This is a genomic window from Alteromonas sp. G4i35 (assembly GCF_054960375.1).
Genome location: NZ_JBHNZD010000011.1, coordinates 41,854 through 59,853 on the forward strand (window position 1 = coordinate 41,854; position 18,000 = coordinate 59,853).

Annotated in this window: 14 protein-coding genes; 1 reads left to right on the forward strand and 13 read right to left on the reverse strand. The window is 45.5% G+C overall.

Annotation, left to right across the window (positions count from 1 at the left end; translation table 11 throughout):
* Positions 1-7 precede the first annotated feature (7 nt).
* The 10 genes from purF to ACFI6L_RS08635 form a co-directional block, all read right to left on the reverse strand.
* Positions 8-1,531 carry an amidophosphoribosyltransferase gene (gene purF, locus ACFI6L_RS08590; protein WP_014949941.1) on the reverse strand — a complete coding sequence of 508 codons (1,524 nt, stop codon included), beginning with the start codon at positions 1,529-1,531 and terminating at the stop codon, positions 8-10.
* A gap of 14 nt (positions 1,532-1,545) precedes the next feature.
* A complete protein-coding gene (locus ACFI6L_RS08595; protein WP_014949942.1) occupies positions 1,546-2,034 on the reverse strand; it encodes a CvpA family protein in 489 nt (162 codons plus the stop codon).
* Between the two features lie 160 nt (positions 2,035-2,194).
* Complete coding sequence (locus ACFI6L_RS08600; protein WP_462573788.1) at positions 2,195-2,815, reverse strand: SPOR domain-containing protein; 621 nt, start codon at positions 2,813-2,815, stop codon at positions 2,195-2,197.
* A 46-nt stretch (positions 2,816-2,861) separates the two neighbouring features.
* Positions 2,862-4,193 carry a bifunctional tetrahydrofolate synthase/dihydrofolate synthase gene (gene folC / locus ACFI6L_RS08605; RefSeq protein WP_283616364.1) on the reverse strand — a complete coding sequence of 444 codons (1,332 nt, stop codon included), beginning with the start codon at positions 4,191-4,193 and terminating at the stop codon, positions 2,862-2,864.
* On the reverse strand, positions 4,193-5,038 hold the full coding sequence (gene accD, locus ACFI6L_RS08610; RefSeq protein ID WP_014949945.1) for an acetyl-CoA carboxylase, carboxyltransferase subunit beta: 846 nt from the start codon (positions 5,036-5,038) through the stop codon (positions 4,193-4,195). Before accD ends, folC begins: the two co-directional genes overlap by 1 nt.
* Positions 5,039-5,347: 309 nt before the next feature.
* The gene (gene truA / locus ACFI6L_RS08615) at positions 5,348-6,139 is read right to left on the reverse strand and encodes a tRNA pseudouridine(38-40) synthase TruA (protein ID WP_014949946.1); all 792 of its coding nucleotides are present in this window, start codon (positions 6,137-6,139) and stop codon (positions 5,348-5,350) included.
* A gap of 204 nt (positions 6,140-6,343) precedes the next feature.
* Positions 6,344-11,197, reverse strand: a complete 4,854-nt coding sequence (locus tag ACFI6L_RS08620; protein ID WP_462573789.1) for a FimV/HubP family polar landmark protein — start codon at positions 11,195-11,197, stop codon at positions 6,344-6,346.
* Positions 11,198-11,694: 497 nt separating this feature from the next.
* Entirely contained in the window at positions 11,695-12,711 is a 1,017-nt protein-coding gene (locus ACFI6L_RS08625; RefSeq protein WP_014949948.1) for an aspartate-semialdehyde dehydrogenase, read from the reverse strand.
* A gap of 29 nt (positions 12,712-12,740) precedes the next feature.
* Positions 12,741-13,943 (reverse strand): 4-phosphoerythronate dehydrogenase, encoded by a 1,203-nt coding sequence (locus tag ACFI6L_RS08630; RefSeq protein WP_462573790.1) that lies wholly within the window; start codon positions 13,941-13,943, stop codon positions 12,741-12,743.
* Between the two features lie 237 nt (positions 13,944-14,180).
* Positions 14,181-14,936 (reverse strand): class II aldolase/adducin family protein, encoded by a 756-nt coding sequence (locus tag ACFI6L_RS08635; protein WP_462573791.1) that lies wholly within the window; start codon positions 14,934-14,936, stop codon positions 14,181-14,183.
* 174 nt (positions 14,937-15,110) lie between these two features.
* Between ACFI6L_RS08635 and ACFI6L_RS08640 the strand changes: the two genes are divergently transcribed.
* Positions 15,111-15,800 carry a Crp/Fnr family transcriptional regulator gene (locus tag ACFI6L_RS08640; protein ID WP_462573792.1) on the forward strand — a complete coding sequence of 230 codons (690 nt, stop codon included), beginning with the start codon at positions 15,111-15,113 and terminating at the stop codon, positions 15,798-15,800.
* A gap of 41 nt (positions 15,801-15,841) precedes the next feature.
* Here ACFI6L_RS08640 and ACFI6L_RS08645 read toward each other — a convergent pair whose 3' ends face one another.
* The 3 genes from ACFI6L_RS08645 to fabB form a co-directional block, all read right to left on the reverse strand.
* Positions 15,842-16,138, reverse strand: coding sequence for a type II toxin-antitoxin system RelE/ParE family toxin (locus ACFI6L_RS08645; protein ID WP_014976887.1), 297 nt, complete (start codon positions 16,136-16,138; stop codon positions 15,842-15,844).
* The gene (locus ACFI6L_RS08650; RefSeq protein ID WP_014976888.1) at positions 16,135-16,365 is read right to left on the reverse strand and encodes a type II toxin-antitoxin system ParD family antitoxin; all 231 of its coding nucleotides are present in this window, start codon (positions 16,363-16,365) and stop codon (positions 16,135-16,137) included. The genes ACFI6L_RS08645 and ACFI6L_RS08650 overlap by 4 nt, the downstream gene beginning before the upstream one ends.
* 354 nt (positions 16,366-16,719) lie before the next feature.
* Positions 16,720-17,934 carry a beta-ketoacyl-ACP synthase I gene (gene fabB / locus ACFI6L_RS08655; RefSeq protein WP_014949953.1) on the reverse strand — a complete coding sequence of 405 codons (1,215 nt, stop codon included), beginning with the start codon at positions 17,932-17,934 and terminating at the stop codon, positions 16,720-16,722.
* Between the last annotated feature and the right edge of the window lie 66 nt (positions 17,935-18,000).

Sequence of the window (18,000 nt, forward strand, 5' to 3'; positions counted from 1 at the left end):
TCTTACATTAATCAGCGGCATCAATATTATGCACATCAAGATTGCTAAGCTCTGCTTGTACCACTGGCGCTTTTCTTGACGCTTCACCGCGCGACATATCAATTCGCTCAAGGTACTCTTGGTCGATATCCGCAGTAATATAGTTCCCATCAAAAACAGACGTTTCAAAACGCTGAATGGTTTCGTTCTCTTCGCGAACGGCATCTACCAAGTCAGAAATGTCTTGGAAGATAAGGCCATCTGCTTGGATAAGCTCTGCAATTTGATCGATTTCACGACCATAAGCAATCAACTCGTTTGCCGATGGCATATCAATACCATACACATTTGGGAAACGAATTTCTGGAGCAGCTGACGCAAAGTATACTTTCTTCGCACCTGACTCACGCGCCATCTCAATGATTTGACCCGATGTAGTACCGCGCACGATAGAGTCATCGACAAGTAGTACACTCTTACCTTTGAACTCAGATGAGATTGCGTTTAGCTTACGGCGTACTGATTTTTTACGCATGGTTTGGCCAGGCATAATGAAAGTACGGCCAATGTAGCGGTTTTTAACGAAGCCTTGGCGATATGGCAAATCCAGTGTGTTTGCGATTTGAAGCGCCACATCCATCGACGTTTCAGGAATAGGAATAACCACGTCGATATCCAGATCTGCCCATTCGCGCTTAATTTTTTCACCTAGCTTACGGCCCATGTTTACACGCGATGCATAAACTGAAATGCCATCTATAAAGCTATCTGGGCGAGCAAAGTAAACAAACTCAAAGATACACGGAGAGGTTACTGGATTCTCGGCGCACTGTCTGGTGTGCAGTTGACCCTCTTCGGTAATAAATACCGCTTCACCTGGCATTACATCGCGCACAAACTGGAAGCCAACAGCATCAAGCGCCACGCTTTCAGATGCCACCATCCATTCCTCACCCAGCTCGCTCATACGCTTACCGAGTGCTAGAGGACGAATACCGTGCGGGTCGCGAAACGCTACAATACCTTGGCCGATGATCGCCGCAACGACTGCGTAGGCACCACGAATTTTCTTATGAACTTTCGTTACCACTTCAAAAATGTGTTCGGCACTTACGCTTAAACCTGCTACCTGCTGCAGTTCATGCGCAAGAATGTTAAGCAATAATTCTGAATCTGAGGTGGTGTTGATGTGGCGGCGTGCAATGCGGAATACTTCTTCCTGTAGCTCATGGGCGTTGGTGAGGTTGCCGTTATGAGCAAAGGCAATACCAAACGGCGAGTTCACATAAAACGGTTGCGCCTCTGCAGAGCTTGATGTACCCGCGGTAGGATAGCGAACATGGCCAATACCCATGTTGCCAGACAGCCTCTTCATATGACGCGTATGGAAAACATCTCGAACCAAACCATTTGCCTTACGCAAATTAAACATATTTTGGTCGATAGTCATTATGCCTGCGGCATCCTGTCCACGGTGTTGAATAACCGTTAGACCGTCGTACAGTGACTGAGCTACGGGCGTTTTACCAACTATTCCGACTATACCACACATGTGCGTTACCTATTTCAAGCGGGATTTAAGAAACTGGAGGAGTCTTTCACATAGCTGAAAAACCACTCAATGATGACACCAAACTCTGGAATGAGTACCGATGCTTGCCACCAATCTGAGGAAGCTGCACCAGTAAAGGTATCCATAAAAAAGAGCAATGCGCTAACTATAAGCACGCCACGCAGTGCGCCAAAAACTATACCGAGGGCCCTATCTGTTCCAGACAGCCCTGTTGCCTGAACCAATTGGCTAATCACGTAATTGATCATGCCGCCAAGAATGAGCGTGGTGACAAACAATGCTGCAATTGCAGCACCGTTTTTTAAGTAAGGATCGTCAATGGCTGTGAAGTAAACGGCGAGGTCAGCGTAGAAATTGCTTGAAATAAAGAGTGCAGCAAACCATACCACTAACGAGATGGCTTCTTTAACAAACCCTCTGATCAGGCTTATTAAGGTAGATACCGCAATGATACCCAGTATGGAAAAGTCTACCCAGTTCATCGTCTCTTTATTGCGTTGATGTTGCTTTTTATCGTAAAGCAACGAGCCTTTGGCGAGATGGCGCGCATTCTAACAGAAGATAAAAATATTACTAGTCTGTAATACCAATCCCTGTTGCTCTGTCCGTGCTTAATTCGACTAGCACCAAGAACAATGCGCACTATTCAACTTTGAACGTAGTGACCTTACCTTTAAGACTCGTGAGTTCCTTTAAGTGAGGTAGTGCCGATTCCAGTTTTTTCTTGTCTAAATCTGGGCCAACGAAAACTTTATTAAGCGGGCCAGAACTGGTTTGAATTTTGCGACTAAACGCACGATACCCAGCCTTTTCCAGTTTCGTCAGCAGTGCCTTCACGTTTTTCTCGTGTCGGAAGCTGCCAAGTTGAATAACCCAACCAGCGTCATCATCTGCGGCACTTTTTGTATTAACCACCGTTTGGCTTACTAGATTGTCCTCTTCTTCAAAGGTTTTCACCGCTGGCGCTTTTGCGGTAGTGGCTTCACCTGCACTACCACTTTCCCCTGCGCCAGAAGAATCCAGATCATCATCTAATGCCGTTTCATCTTGAATTTCAACCGCTGGCACCGCAGCTTTCGCTACGCGCTCTGATGGAAAAGATTCTGGCTCTACGATGGGCTTTTTAGGCGGATTAGCAGGTACAGAGACAAAAGGTTCTCTGTTTGTTTGCTTTTTGCCATCAAGAAAGTCTGGTAAAAAGATTACCGCTAGGGCGACAACAATAATTGTCCCCACCAGTCTATTCTTTAATGCCGATGTCACTGTGCTCTCCTGCTTGAATACACGGTTTTACTCTACAATGCGCGTGTTAGTTTTGCTCAGCAAGCACGTCTGCTACGGTAACAAAAGAACCAAAAACGAGAATAAGCTCACCAGTTTGATAATCTGCAAGCGCGCGCTGATATGCCGAGGTCACGTCCTGAAACGTGTCTATATTCTCTATGGTTGTGCCGGCATTAACAAGTGCATTTTCAAGTACTTCTGCCTTGCAGCCCCGAGGACCACTCGTTGACGCTACGTACCACTTGGCATTAAGTGTCGCCAGTGGCGCTAAGGTCTCTGCAATAGACTTATCTTTTAGCATGCCCACCACAACGCGCATTTGGCTTACATCGTAACGGTTTAGCCAATCTTGCATAGCTGTCGTCGCTTGTGGATTATGGGCAACGTCTACAACTACTAACGGGGAATCACTGATAGTCTGCTGGCGCCCCGGCATGGTGGTGTTCTCAATAATATCTCTTACCACGCTTTCTTCGGGCAGCAAATCTAGTAGCTCCAGCGCGGCCAACGCTGTACTCGCATTTTGAAGTGGAATTTTAGGATAAGGTAGCGACGTATAACTATTGCTCTTCCCTTTCCAGCTCCACTCACTGTAATCACTTGCTACCACTGTTTCGAAATCTTGTGTAGCCCAACGTACGTTAGCTTGTAGCTCGTTAGCCACATCGTAAAGCGATGATGGAGGAAACAGTTCACCAACCACTGCATTGCCGTTTTTGCGCATAATGCCCGCTTTTTCCCGAGCAATTTTTTCGCGGGTATTACCAAGCCAATCTTGATGGTCAAGATCGATAGTCGTAATAACAGCTAGATTGGGATCAATAATGTTGGTGGCATCCAAACGCCCGCCTAGGCCTACTTCAAGAATGACCACATCAACAGCCCATGACTGCATCATTTTCATGGCAGCCAGTGTACCGAACTCAAAGTAAGTTAGAGTAATAGGTTCGCCACCCGTGTCTTTTCGCGCGCTTTCAACAAACTCAAATGCATTTACAAATTCATCGGCAGGCGGTAATTCGCCGTTGTAACGCACGCGTTCACGATAGTCGGTTAAATGGGGTGAACTGTATACCGCAACACTTTTGCCTTGCGAAAGCATGGCCTGCTCAAGTAAGCGGCACGTTGTGCCTTTACCGTTTGTGCCTGCTACAGTAATAACCAAAGACTGGCTGAGTGAAAGTGCCATGGCATTGGCCACTTCTTTCACTCTGTCTAGCCCCATATCGATGGCGCTAGGATGAATAGATTCTAGGTAGGATAACCACTGGCTCAGGCTTTTTTGCGAAGATGAAGACGCTGAAGCGTTTTCTGCGTGTGGCGCTGAGCCAGTATTTAGATTGTTTTCGTTATTCACTAATTCTTATAATGCAACTTAACCAACAGGCTGTGTAATCTATCACGCATATCTCTGCGGTCAACAATCATATCAATTGCACCTTTCTCAACAAGGAACTCACTGCGTTGGAAACCTTCAGGCAGCTTTTCTCTTACTGTTTGTTCGATTACGCGAGGACCCGCAAAGCCGATTAGCGCTTTTGGCTCGGCTACGTTTACGTCACCAAGCATCGCCAAACTTGCAGATACACCACCCATTGTAGGGTCTGTAAGTACACTAATATAAGGCAGGCCTTTCTTACTCATTTTAGCAAGCGCTGCAGATGTTTTAGCCATTTGCATTAGCGACATCAGTGCTTCTTGCATACGCGCACCGCCACTAGCACTAAAGCAAATAAGCGGCATATCGTTTTCTAAGCATGCATTAACAGCAGCAACGAAGCGAGCACCTACAACCGATGCCATTGAGCCGCCCATAAACGCAAACTCAAAACACGCAACTACTACAGGCATACCTTTTAGCTTGCCCTGCATTACCACTAGCGCGTCTTTCTCGTTCGTTGCCTTTTGTGCAGCAACGATACGGTCTTTATAGCGCTTAGAGTCTTTAAACTTAAGTACGTCTTGCGGCTCGTGCTCTGCACCTAACTCAACGCGATCGCCATCATCTAGGAACGCATCGATACGGCGGCGTGCCGTAATACGCATGTGATGGTCACATTTAGGGCAAACTTCCTGAAGTTTTTCCAGTTCGCTCTTATACAGTACTGCTTGGCATGAACCACACTTCGTCCAGATACCCTCTGGTACGTTACCTTTGGTTGATGTTTGCGTGCGAGGAAGAATTTTTTGAATCCAGCTCATGGAAATTGAATCCTTTGTTTTTTGTTTGCCGACCATGACGATTGATGTTTGTTCATACTTGTGGTCAACAACACATTAATTTTTTAAGTTTCATACTGTATTACAAAGAAAAAATACGTAACACAATAGAACAGCTACCTAATATAGCGCGCTATTAGACCACAATACAACGAAATGGAAAAAACAAAACTGGTCTTAGAAGTTGGCAGGGGATGATTTGAAGATACACGCTTCAATACAACCTGAGTTAACTGCTAGGCGATGTGCAGCTAACTTAGATTGAAAAATTTAAAGGCGAAGGTAGATAGATTAGGCTTCTGGAAGGAATAGTGGTCCTAAAGGCGGCTTAGGTAAACCGTGCTCGTCAGGGTAAGTGACGTCGACCAAGTACAACCCATTTGGCTTCGCCGTAGCTGCAGATTTACTTCTGTCTTTCAGGCTTAACAAGTGAGCTATCCAATTTACGTCTTGCTCCCCTGCCCCAATCTCAACAAGCGCGCCCGTGATATTGCGAACCATATGATGCAAGAAAGCATTGGCTCGAATATCAATTATAACGTATCGCCCTTGGCGATATACGCTTACATCAGTAACGTTGCGAAATGGCGTTTTACTTTGGCAAAGCGCTGCGCGGAACGAGGTAAAGTCTTGCTCGCCTAGCAAGGCTTGTGCGGCAACATGCATTTTTTTCTCATCTAATTCGCGGTGAATATGGGTAACACCGGAATGGAGGATAGCTGGGCGCATTTTCGCATTATGAATAACGTAACGATAGCGGCGATGGGTAGCAGAAAAACGTGCATGGAAGTCATCGCTGACGTTCTTTGCCCAGGTAACAGCAACAGAGTTAGGCAGATTCGCATTTACGCCGAGTGTCCAAGCGCGCTCTGAGCGTGGTGCATCACAGTTAAAGTGAACCACTTGCCCAGTAGCATGTACACCAGCATCGGTACGTCCAGCGCATTGCACTTCAATGGGTTCGTTGGCTACTGTCGATAGTGCCTTTTCAAGATGTTCTTGAACACTTGGTACTTCACGCTGGCGTTGCCATCCGTATACAGCAGCACCGTCGTATTCAATCCCTAAGGCAATTCGCCCCATATCTGTATTACCCCGTTTCTGAAAAGGCGCTAAGTGTAGTCATGTCGCTTGCAACATGCAATGGCGCTAATACGCAAAACTCTTTTAGGTCATAGAAAATAAATGTACATCACCTAAAACAAAAACGGCCTGTATATCTTGTAAATATACTGGCCGTCCAAAATCTCAAACGAGAGCGCGGTTATGCGCATAAGAGCAAACTACTTAAGCAATATTCGCTAAAATCGATGCGGCTTCCTGTTTTTGCTCTTCGCTACCCTCTTTCATCACTTCTTCAAGTAACTCTTTTGCAGCGTCCACATCGTCCATTTCAATATAGGCACGAGCCAAATCCAAGTTAGCGTTTTGCCCTGCGTCTTTATCTATATCAATCACCGTATCTTCATCAGATACACCTGTGAAGTCAGATAAACTTACATCAAGATCTAGCGCTTGGCTATCCGGGTCAATAGCGTCTGCATCATCGCCATCGTCCATTAAAGCCTCTACATCAAGGAAGTCTTCTGGTGGCGTTTGCGCGTCACTTTCACCATCGACATCACTAAGTAAGGCGGCAAGATCTAAATCAGGGTTATCGAGTTTAAGATCATCCTCTTGAGCCTTTTCAGTCTCAACGGATTGAGCCTCTTGTTCGTCCTCTTCAATTTCAGTTGGCGTGGCAATATCCAATTCCACATCATCTGGAATTTCAAGGTCGTCTAATGCAAGTTCCGAATCATCTTCTTCAAGGGCGAAAGTATCTTCGTCGTCTTCTTGCTCAGACTCAAAAGCACCATCTTCGTCTAGCTCAAAGGTTTCATCTTCTTCGTCTAGTTCAAACGTATCATCGCTTTCGTCGAATCCAAGGTTGTCGTCACTCCCTTCTAACTCGAATTTGGCTTCATCATCTTCCTGCTCAAGCTCGAAAGTATCTTCACTCTCTGCTGAAGATGCTTCTGGATCCTGACCGTCGTCATCACTTTCAATTTCACTGGTGTCGACATCACTTGTATCAACAATAGCGTCTGACTCAAGACTTTGAAGAAGCTCATCGAATTCCGCACTGTCAAGATCGTCAAGTATCTCGTTGTCGTCTACATGATCGTCGTCATCGGAAGCAGACAGCCAGTCGTCAAGGCCAGGAACATCGTCAAGTTCGTTAAAGTCTTCTTCGCTGTTCTTATCTGAATCGCTTTGGTTTAAATCAGTTTCTTCAGGTGAACTCGATTCTTCAGCAGCACTAGATTCTGATGATATTTCGTCACCTTCATCTTCACCGTCTACTACACCGTCAATTTCTTGCTCTAATTCAAAGCTTTCTACTTCGTCATACGCAGCGTGTAACAGGCTGTCGTCGTATTCATCACTGTCTTCTGCTGAAGCATCTTCCGCTGGCTCTGTTGGCGCTGAGGGCTTTTCCTGCGCTGATGGCTCTTCCGTATCCATCTGACTGAACGAAGGAATATCATCCATCATCTGTCTTTCAAACGCTTCAATAGCGTCATCTAGTGGATCGTCTGACGTTTCCTCCGCCTTTTCTTTGGCGTTTTCGTCGACAGCATCGAGCTCTGGCTCTACGCCTGTTTCTGGCTGTAGTTCTGCCTCGGCTTCCGTTTCTAGCTCTACTTCATCTTCCGAGTCGGTTTCAGGCTCAGCTTCGAATTCTAGCTCTGATTCTGGCTCTGGCTCAGATTCAAGTTCCGCCTCTAATTCAGGCTCAATCTCAGTGTCTTGTTCTGCATCTACTTCAGTGCCAAACTCTGGTTCACCTTCGGCTTCCGCCTCTAGCTCTACTTCATCTTCCAAGTCGGCTTCAGGTTCAGTTTCAGGTTCAACTTTTTCTTCTGGTTCCTGGTCTTGTTCTGTTTCAAAATCGATATCCTGTTCTAATTCAGATTCAAGCTCTGACTCCGTCGCTGGTTCAGACTCAAGTTCCGTTTCTAGTTCAGGCTCAATATCAGCGTCTTGTTCTGTTTCTACTTCAGTGCCAAACTCCGGCTCTGAATCTAGTTCTGACTCTGGTTCACCTTCGGCTTCCGCCTCTAGCTCTACTTCATCTTCCAAGTCGGCTTCAGGTTCAGCTTCAGTTTCAGGTTCAACTTTTTCTTCTGGTTCTTGGTCTTGTTCTGTTTCAGAATCGATATCCTGTTCTAATTCAGATTCAAGCTCAGGCTCAGCTTCAAATTCAAGCTCTGACTCCGTCGCTGGTTCAGACTCAAGTTCCGTTTCCAGTTCAGGCTCAATATCAGCGTCTTGTTCTGCTTCTACCTCAGTGCCAAACTCCGGCTCTGAATCTAGTTCTGACTCCGTTTTACCCTCGGCTTCCGTCTCTAACTCTACTGCATCTTCCGAGGCGGCTTCAGGCTCAGCTTTTTCTTCTGCTTCTTGGTCTAGTTCTGTTTCAGAATCGATATCCTGTTCGAATTCAGATTCAGACTCAGCTTCAAATTCTAGCTCTGATTCCGGCTCCGGCTCAGACTCAAGTTCCGCTTCTAGTTCAGGCGCAATCTCAGCGTCTTGCTCTGCTTCTACTTCAGTGCCAAGCTCTGATTCTAGTTCTGACTGCGGTTCACCTTCGGCTTCCGTCTCAAGCTCTACTTCATCTTCCGAGTCAGCTTCTCGCTCAGCTTCTGATTCTGACTCAAACTCGACTTCAGGTTCGAACTCTGCATCTGTTTCATCATCAGGTTCTATTTCAGACTCAAGCTCAGAAAGTAGCTCGTCTGTCAGCAAATCTACATCTTCACTGCTTTTAGATTCTTCAGCTTCTAGTTCAGCAAGCAACTCATCAGTTAGCGGGTCGCTAAAATCATCTTCGCTTGCATCTTCTTCATCGCCTTCAGGCGTTTCAAGATCTACGTCTTCTTCGTGAGCTTCAGGACTAACTTCAGGCTCGCCATCTAACTCTGCTTCAAGCTCTGCAAGTAGTTCATCAGTAAACGGATCGTCAAAATCACCTTCCTCATCGGACTGAGTAGGTAAATCGCTAGAAGCGCTTTCATCGAGCTCTTCATCAGCTGAAGGCTGTTGATCCGCTGAGGGCATTTGATCCGCTGAAGGCTCTTCAGCAAGCTCATCTTCCGCCTGTAGCTCAGCAATAAGCTCATCGGAAAGAGGGTCACTGAAGTCCGCGTTAGTTTCGATTTCGTCGGTGACTATTTCGTCTAAATCGTCGGTAATGGCATCAAGACTCTGAATAGACTGCGGCGACGGCGAAGAAGTTGTTATTTCTTCCTCAAGATCATCCTCGTCTTCGTCATCTTCTTCACCTAGGCCACCCATCATTTCGATTTGCTCAATTTCATTTAACAAATCGTCGGTGATTTTATCAATTTCTTTATTTTGCTGATTAATCTCGTCGTCGAGCTTGCTCAACATATCCTCATTGATAAGGTCGTCATTGCTGTCTAGCTCATCAGTAAGACCTGCATCGACGCCGTGCTCTTCTAGCAAATCGTCAATACTGATTTCAGGCTTATCGTCCTCATCTTCTACGGTTGGCAAAGAAGAAACACTTTCTGTTTCTTCGCCAGCGTCAGATAAATCATCAACCGAGCTGGCAAGCAACGCGTCGATATCGTCTTCATCTACATTGTCAGATTCAGCGGTACCGTTGACCTCAGCCAGTATGTCGTCAGGGTCTATGTCGCCCGACTCATCTAGCTCATCACTCTCAAGTTCTGCCGCGTCTTGGCTTTGTACATCATCAAGCAAGTCATCAATGTCAAAATCATCGTCATCTGTCGAGGCCGCCTCGTCAGCAACTTCCGTCTTTGGCTCGCTTTCATCGGCAGAATCTTCATCAAAGATGTCGTCATCCCCTGACAGGTCGAAGCCTTCAAGGTCGTCAGTGTCGTTTTCGTTTAATACTTTATCTGACAGGTCATCGTCATCAAACAGACTATCTAGTTCACTTTGATCAAGCTCATCATCGCCAGCTTCAAACAAGTCATCACTGCCATCGTCTGGCACCAACATGTCGTCTTCAAGGTCAGCGAAGGTTTCTAGTTCGTCATCTAGGCTTTCTTCTAAATCTGAGGTAAGTACGTCATCAAGTAGGTCGTCGTCATTGAACAAGTCATCATCTGACAACTCTGCTTTATCATCAAAGTCAGGGGCCAGTGCACTTGAAAGATCGCCAATGTCAGAATCAGGTACCGGCACTTCATCGTTATCGGCTGTAATCGTAGGTCCAGCCGCAGGCGCTTCGTCAGGCTTACTATTACGTTTTAGCAGCCACATGATAAGACCACCAACTAACAATAGTGACAGAATTGCAGAGCCTATGATTAGACTGAGTGGGCTGGTAAGTGCGCTTAAAAAAGAAGACTGCTTTTCTGCTTCGCGCTGCGCTTGCTCGGCCTTGATCATGTCGAGCAATTCTTGCTGAAGCGCCACTTGCATATCAAGTTGGCTCTTAACATCACCTTCCACTTGTCCACGCAAGGTTTCTAGCTCGCCATTAACGGCCTCAACACGCTCGTACAAGCGTCTGTTTTCGTTAAGAATAGCTTCAACATTTTCCAGTGAGGCTGCAAATTGCATACGCAGCTCGTCAAATTGTCGGGTTTGCTCCTGATCTAAGCGAGTGATTTTTTGTTCAATATCAGTTTGGGTTTGCGTTAAGTCTTGTTGATTGACTAAAGGCGATGCAGGCTTGATATTTCTTACGCTACTGCCGGGCTTATTAAGCATTTCAGCAAATGCTCTATCATCCTGCTCAGCGCGCATCTGGGCTTTTTGCTTATCAATTCTGGCGATATATCGCTCTGATGGTAACTTTAATACCGCACCATCAACTAATAAATTTAAATTGCCATTTTCGAATGCGTTTGGGTTGAGCTCGTAAATAGCGGTCATAACCTGATACACACTCAGGTTATTGTTTTGGCGGTAACGCTCGGCAATACGCCATAGAGTATCGTTGGCGTCGATAGGGCCATATTCTAGGCCCGAATACTGATCAGTTGCGTCTTTGGGACCTTTTAAGAAGGTAGCGCGTTCTTGTGCATCTACAGTGATAATAGGGCCAGACAAACAAAGTGTTAGTAAAAGTAAGCCCGTCAAATGCAATTTCATAGCAGTCCTATATGCCCTCAAGCGTCTTTACCACCCGAGACATATGGGCGGATTTTCTAGCCAATCAGTACGGAAGAAAATATTGGCTTTTATTTTTATTCTTAAGCCACCTTGAAACCATTAATAATCAAGCTAGCGTTTTACAGTCTTTATGAACTTAGCAGTAAGATTTATTTGCGCTTTTTAGAGTTCTTACCCTTCGCCTAAGTGTCTGACTGAGTATTGTTTTTAACGTTGTTCTATTCCTAACTTTACAAACTATAAACCAGTTATTAAGGGTGATCTAGTTAGACAGTAGTATTGAAGCGCTCTAATGCTCAAATTTTCGCTAAAAACCGTCATTCAGTAGCTTCGAGTGCTGTCTTTCTATCCCGTTGAACAGTGCTGCTTCATTGCAACAGGCATTGCCCTTTCATTGCGTATCGGCAAGCACAGAAAAATGTTTACCTTTTCCTGTGCTTATCCGATTAATCAGAGGCTGTGTCTCTGTAGAATACTTATAAGTAGTCGCGAATAAGTGTCTCAGCAATTTGAATGCTGTTTGTCGCTGCACCTTTGCGAATGTTGTCTGACACCACCCACAAATTTAAACCACAAGGGTGAGTAATATCATTCCTGATACGCCCTACATGCACAATGTCGTTGCCGCTAGCACTGCTTACTTGCGTTGGGAATTGCTCATTGCCGTCGTAAACTGTTACGCCTGGCGCATCGGCTAAAAGCTCTTTAACATGCTGCGCGTCTATTGGCGAACGCGTTTCAAGGTGAATGGCCTCAGCATGTCCGTAGAAAACCGGCACGCGCACAGCCGTCGCGTTTACCAAAATACTTTGATCGCCCATGATTTTTTGGGTTTCCCACAGCATTTTCATTTCTTCTTTGGTGTAGTCGTTGTCTTGGAATACGTCGATTTGAGGTATGACATTAAAGGCAATTTGGCGACTAAACGACTCTGGCTTTACTTCACGTGCGTTTAGCAAACCTGCGGTTTGTTTAGCCAGTTCTTCCATGGCTTCTTTACCTGCACCAGAAACTGACTGGTATGTGCACACGTTAATACGGTCAATACCAACAGCGTCTTGAATAGGTTTAAGTGCAACCAACATTTGAATGGTTGAGCAATTTGGGTTCGCAATAATGTTTCTATTGCGAAATTCTGCCAGTGCATGGGCGTTAACTTCTGGCACCACAAGTGGGATATCTGGCTCGTAACGAAACTCTGAAGTATTATCGATAACAATACAGCCTTCCTCTGCCGCTATCGGAGCAAATTTTGCAGAAATGCTGCCTCCAGCTGAGAAAAAGCCAAATTGCACTAATGACCAGTCGAAATCATCAGCATCTAATACTTCAATGTCTTCGCCTTTAAACGACACGGTACTACCTGCTGAACGTTTACTGGCAAGCGGATACAAACGGTTTACCGGAAAGTCTCGCTCTTCTAATAGTTCAATCATGGTTTGGCCCACTAGACCTGTGGCGCCAAGTACCGCTACGTCAAACGCTTGCGACATAATGCTTTATGCTCCTAATATTAAAATAACTAAACCAGACTTACGTGAAAGCCCAGTTTGGTGAATGTGTCTTGGATTTGCTTACTGGTGTTTTTTGGCAAGTGTAACGCATAGGCGCTACACTCGCGACGCACTCTGTATTGCTTACGCAATGTAGAGAACGTATTTGCTATGTGTGTCTCTGGCGTTTCATTATGGCCTGACGCAAACGCGTTTCGCGTTATCTCATCGTCAATAGCTACATCATACACATTGTGGAATACGGCAATGAGATCCTCAACCGACAACCGCACCGCCTCAGGCGAGTTTAACGCAACTTTGATCGGATTGGTTTTCTCTAAAAAGTCGCTAAGCACTTTGTCTGGGGCTTTGCCCACTACGTCACAAATTTGCTCGTAAATCATTTGCGTACCGCGCACTTTGCCTTCTACAGAGTGCCCCGCGATATGTGGTGTAACGAACCAAACATAGTCAAATAATGCTGTATTTATGGCAGGCTCATTATCGAATACGTCGAGTACCACCGTTGGCGCTTTTTCCCCTTGAAGTACGCTAAGTAGTGCCACTTCATCAATAACCTCACCCCGGCATGCATTTATAAGCAGCTGGTTTGACGTTAATCCTTCCAGAAACACTTCGTCTATCATCTGATATGTAGGATATTCGCCGCCTTTAATAAAAGGCACGTGAAGCGAGATAACATCGCACTTTGCTATTTGCGCTAAGTCTACAAATGACTGACCGTTATGCTCCTTCTTACCAGATTTTGCTAGCGCTTGCTGTAGCGGTGGGTCATACAGACAGTGTTTAACGCCAATTGCCATTAAAATTCTTGATAATGCAGTTCCCACATTACCAGCACCTACTATTCCCACTGTCGCATTATATAAATCGAGCTTTTGGGCTTTTTGCGCGTGCAGCAAAACACTCAACACGTACTCGGCAACCGCTACGGCATTACAGCCTGCTGCACTGCTATGCATAATACCCACGCTATCTAATTGCGTTTTATCTAGATGATTGGTCCCCGCCGTTGCCGTAGTAACAAACTTAAGCTTGTTAGCGCTGGTCAGCAGTTCAGGGGTAACCTTGGTGGTAGAACGTAGCGCAAGAATATCTACATCGCGCAGCATTTCAGGCACAAGAGATTGCCACGCATAGGTTTCAATCTCACCTACGCTATTAAGGTAATCGGTGCCAAACGGAATGGTATCTTCAAGAAGTATTTTCATGGCGCTAAGTGTACCTTAACTTAGGCTTTTAGTAACCCAGCGCCCTTGATTTATCTTATCGGTGATTCGTTTAATTTACGTCATTTTGATGCACGTTTGGCCGCAACATTAAAGAGACGGCCGAAGTTCATACAATCCTTTAAAACGGGAACGCTTAGAGCAAACCGCTTTAGCTCACGTTTTTTGTCCACTTCATCCTTTGCGAACGTGGTATTGGATAACGTTAACTTTAAATAGTTACTTGTCGTAACCAGGGAAACGGCGTTCAACGCGGCGTTTAATACCCGGCCATGCTAACGAACCACCAGCCTGCCGAGTGACTTGATCGGCTTGTATACGAATGCCATCTAGAATTGCCGAATGAATTGGAATAAGCGGCTTGCCTGTGGCCTGCGCTTTTAACTGAATTTCACAGGCGCGCTGCATGATAAACATAAACAAAAAGGCATCGGGAATATTGTCTGCACAGGTTAAAAGCCCGTGATTGCGCAAAATCATAAATTGGGTATCGCCAAGGTCGCGAACCAATCGCACTTTTTCTTCTGGATTCAACGCCACGCCTTCGTAGGCATGATAGGAAAGCGACGCCAGCGGAAAAAGCGATTGCTGCGAGTATGGCTGCAACCCTTCTTCTAAAATGGATACCGCCACACCTTCTGCTGTATGCAAATGCAACACGCACTTTGCATCGTCTCTAGCCTCATGAACGGCGCTATGAATAGTAAAACCTGCTGGGTTAATGTCGTATTCACTTTCCATTACCTTGTTACCGTGAAGATCAACTTTAACCAAGCTTGATGCAGTAACTTCATCAAACATTAAACCGTAAGGATTGATCAAGAAATGATGATCAGGCCCAGGAACACGGGCAGAAATATGGGTGAAAATAAGGTCGTCCCAACCATACATAGCAACTGCGCGATAACATGCGGCAAGGTCAACACGGGTTTGCCATTCTTCACTGCTAACTTTCGACTTTACTGAATCTGTCATAGCTTTACTCTTTTAACGTACAAATTAATTTCATTTGAGGCGGGAGCCCTAGGTGGAAGGCTCGATACCTTGAACGTTTCAATGAAACTTCCACTTACTTTCTCTTACCACCTACATTACGCGCAGTAATTGCTATACACTGTCGGATATACGACATTGTAAGAAATTTGTTAAATGGAAAAATTTAAACCTGTTCTCGTTAGCTCTACTTGGTTTGGCGCGCTCCCACCCTATTTGCAGGAAGCCATGTTCGACAAGATGCGCCTAAAACACCTAAAAGCCGGGCAGCAACTTCATGCCAAAGGTGAAGACGGTGTCGGTTTTTACGGCGTATGCGAAGGCCGTTTAAGAGTTGTCACTGTGGGCGTGGATGGTCGCGAAATGCTATTTGCGCTACTGGGCCCCGGCACCTGGTTTGGTGAGATATCGATGTTTGACGACCTCCCTCGTACTCACGACAACTTCTGCGAGACAAATTGCACGGTGGCGATTATTCAAAAGAACGCGTTTAAAGCACTGCTTGAGCAATATCCTGAACTCTACCCGCATTTTACTCGCCTTTTATGCACGCGAGTGCGCAGCGCTTTTCAGTTTATTGACTCAAGCGCAGGGCTTAGCCTTAAGCACCAGCTGGTAAAACGGCTTTTAATGCTTACCACCAGTTACGGTCAGCATTTGCCCAAACACAACGCGATTACACTTACGCTTTCGCAAGAGTCTTTAGCGCAAATGATAAATAGCAGTAGGCAAACGGTGAACCAGTTATTAGGTGAACTTCAACAAGAAGGTTTGGTTAAACGGCATTACGGGAAAATCACTATTCCCGAGCCAGATACCTTGTTTAGTCGTTATCAGTTTATTTGACTTGACGCTTCAGCCACATTACTGGGTCTTTCCTTCGTATTTCAATCGCATAGATGTATAGAGTATTTCATCTGTTGATGAAGTACCCTAATGACGAAAATGCCGTCATCGACTTTTTTATAGAAGACCATGTGCCTATGAACTGGCAGTTGAAAGTAAGTCTTTCTGATATCCTCAGCTGAAGTACCGATACTAGGGTTTTCCGCCAGAATGACTAGAGCTTCGTGTAGGGCAACAAGATAGGCTTCAGCTTGAGTTACGCCATGAATATTGGCTGAATAATCGTAAATCCCGGAGATAACTTCCTCTGCTTTATTGGAGAGGGTATATTTATTCATTCTGAGGCTCGAGTTTTCTTAACTTGAATAATATCTAAAACATTCTTATCACTTTTCCCACTCAATTCACCTTCTATGAGAGCTAAGCTAATTGCCTCTCGCTCACTCTGATTGCGACGCACTAAATCGCGAATATAATCACTAGCATTAGCAAATTTGCCAGTTTTTACTTGTTCATCAATCCACGTACGCATTTCGTCAGGAAGCGACACATTTAAAGTTGCCATTGTCTATTTCCGAATGTCCACCATTTGCAAATTATGGCAAACATTGACAAAGATTGCCGATTGAGTAATGAAAGTTAGTTTAACCGATAGCTCAGAGCACTTAGTTAAACGACAAATTCAGCGTCACTCGAAACACTGCGCTTAATAAAAATTTGACATTCTGCTTCACGGACAAAACACACAATTACAATCGCTTAAGCGGCCGCTTCTGAAAACACAGGTTTTATTTAAAATAATATCAATAAAAAAAGGGCGTAAACACAAGCACCCACGGTGCTCAGGTTTACGCCCTTTTGTCTTCTTTGAAACTTCTTAACTGAAGCTAAAAAAGCTTACTGGTTCAAGCGGTTTTAATTAACCGTTGTAACGCTGCATAACAAGCGTTGCGTTAGTGCCGCCGAAACCAAAGCTGTTAGACATAATTGTGTTTAACGTTGCTTCACGAGCTTGGGTAACAATATCTAGCCCTTGTGCCGCGTCGTCCAGTGTGTCGATGTTAATTGATGGCGCAATAAAGTTATTCTCCATCATCAACAAGCTGTAAATAGCTTCGTTTACACCCGCTGCACCTAGTGCGTGACCTGTCAGTGACTTAGTTGCACTAATTGGTACGCCCGCTTGGCCAAACACTTCTTGAATCGCCGCAAGTTCCTTCACGTCACCTACAGGCGTAGATGTGCCGTGGGTATTCAAGTAATCGATTGGCGCATCGATATTTTGCATTGCCATTTTCATACAGCGAATTGCGCCTTCACCCGACGGTGCAACCATGTCGAAACCGTCTGATGTAGCGCCGTAACCTACCACTTCACCGTAGATTTTTGCGCCGCGCGCTAGTGCGTGCTCAAGTTCTTCAACAACAACCATACCGCCGCCGCCTGAACTTACAAAGCCGTCGCGTGCTGCGTCATAAGTACGTGATGCCACAGCAGGATTGTCGTTATATTTAGAGCTTAGTGCGCCCATAGCGTCGAATTGGCTTGATAGTGACCAATGTAGTTCTTCGCCGCCACCGGCGAATACTACGTCTTGCTTACCAAGCTGAATAAGCTCTAGCGCATTACCAATACAGTGGGCACTGGTCGCACACGCAGAAGCAATTGAATAGTTCACGCCGCGAATTTTAAACGGTGTGGCTAAACAAGCTGATACCGTAGACGCCATACAGCGAGGAACCATGTATGGACCAACACGCTTAACGCCCTTTTCGCGAAGAATATCTGCAGAAAGCACTTGGTTTTCAGAAGAAGCACCACCTGAGCCTGCGATAATACCTGTGCGCTCGTTTGAAATGTCGCTTTCTTCTAAACCAGAGTCTGCAATGGCTTGTTGCATCGCCACATATGCGTAGCCTGCCGCATCGCCCATAAAGCGCATAGCTTTACGGTCAATATGGTCTTTCAAATCGATGTCGATGTTGCCCCAAACTTGGCTGCGAAGGCCCATTTCGGCGAACTGTTCTGAAAATGTAATTCCAGACTTACCCGCTTTAAGTGAAGCAAGTACGTCTTCTTTATTTACGCCGATGCTTGATACGATACCAAGACCGGTGATAACTGCTCTTCTCATAGTTTACCCTTTGCGTTGTTGCGGCTTATGGTAACGATTTTGAATGATAAAGTGGTCTGCTCTGCC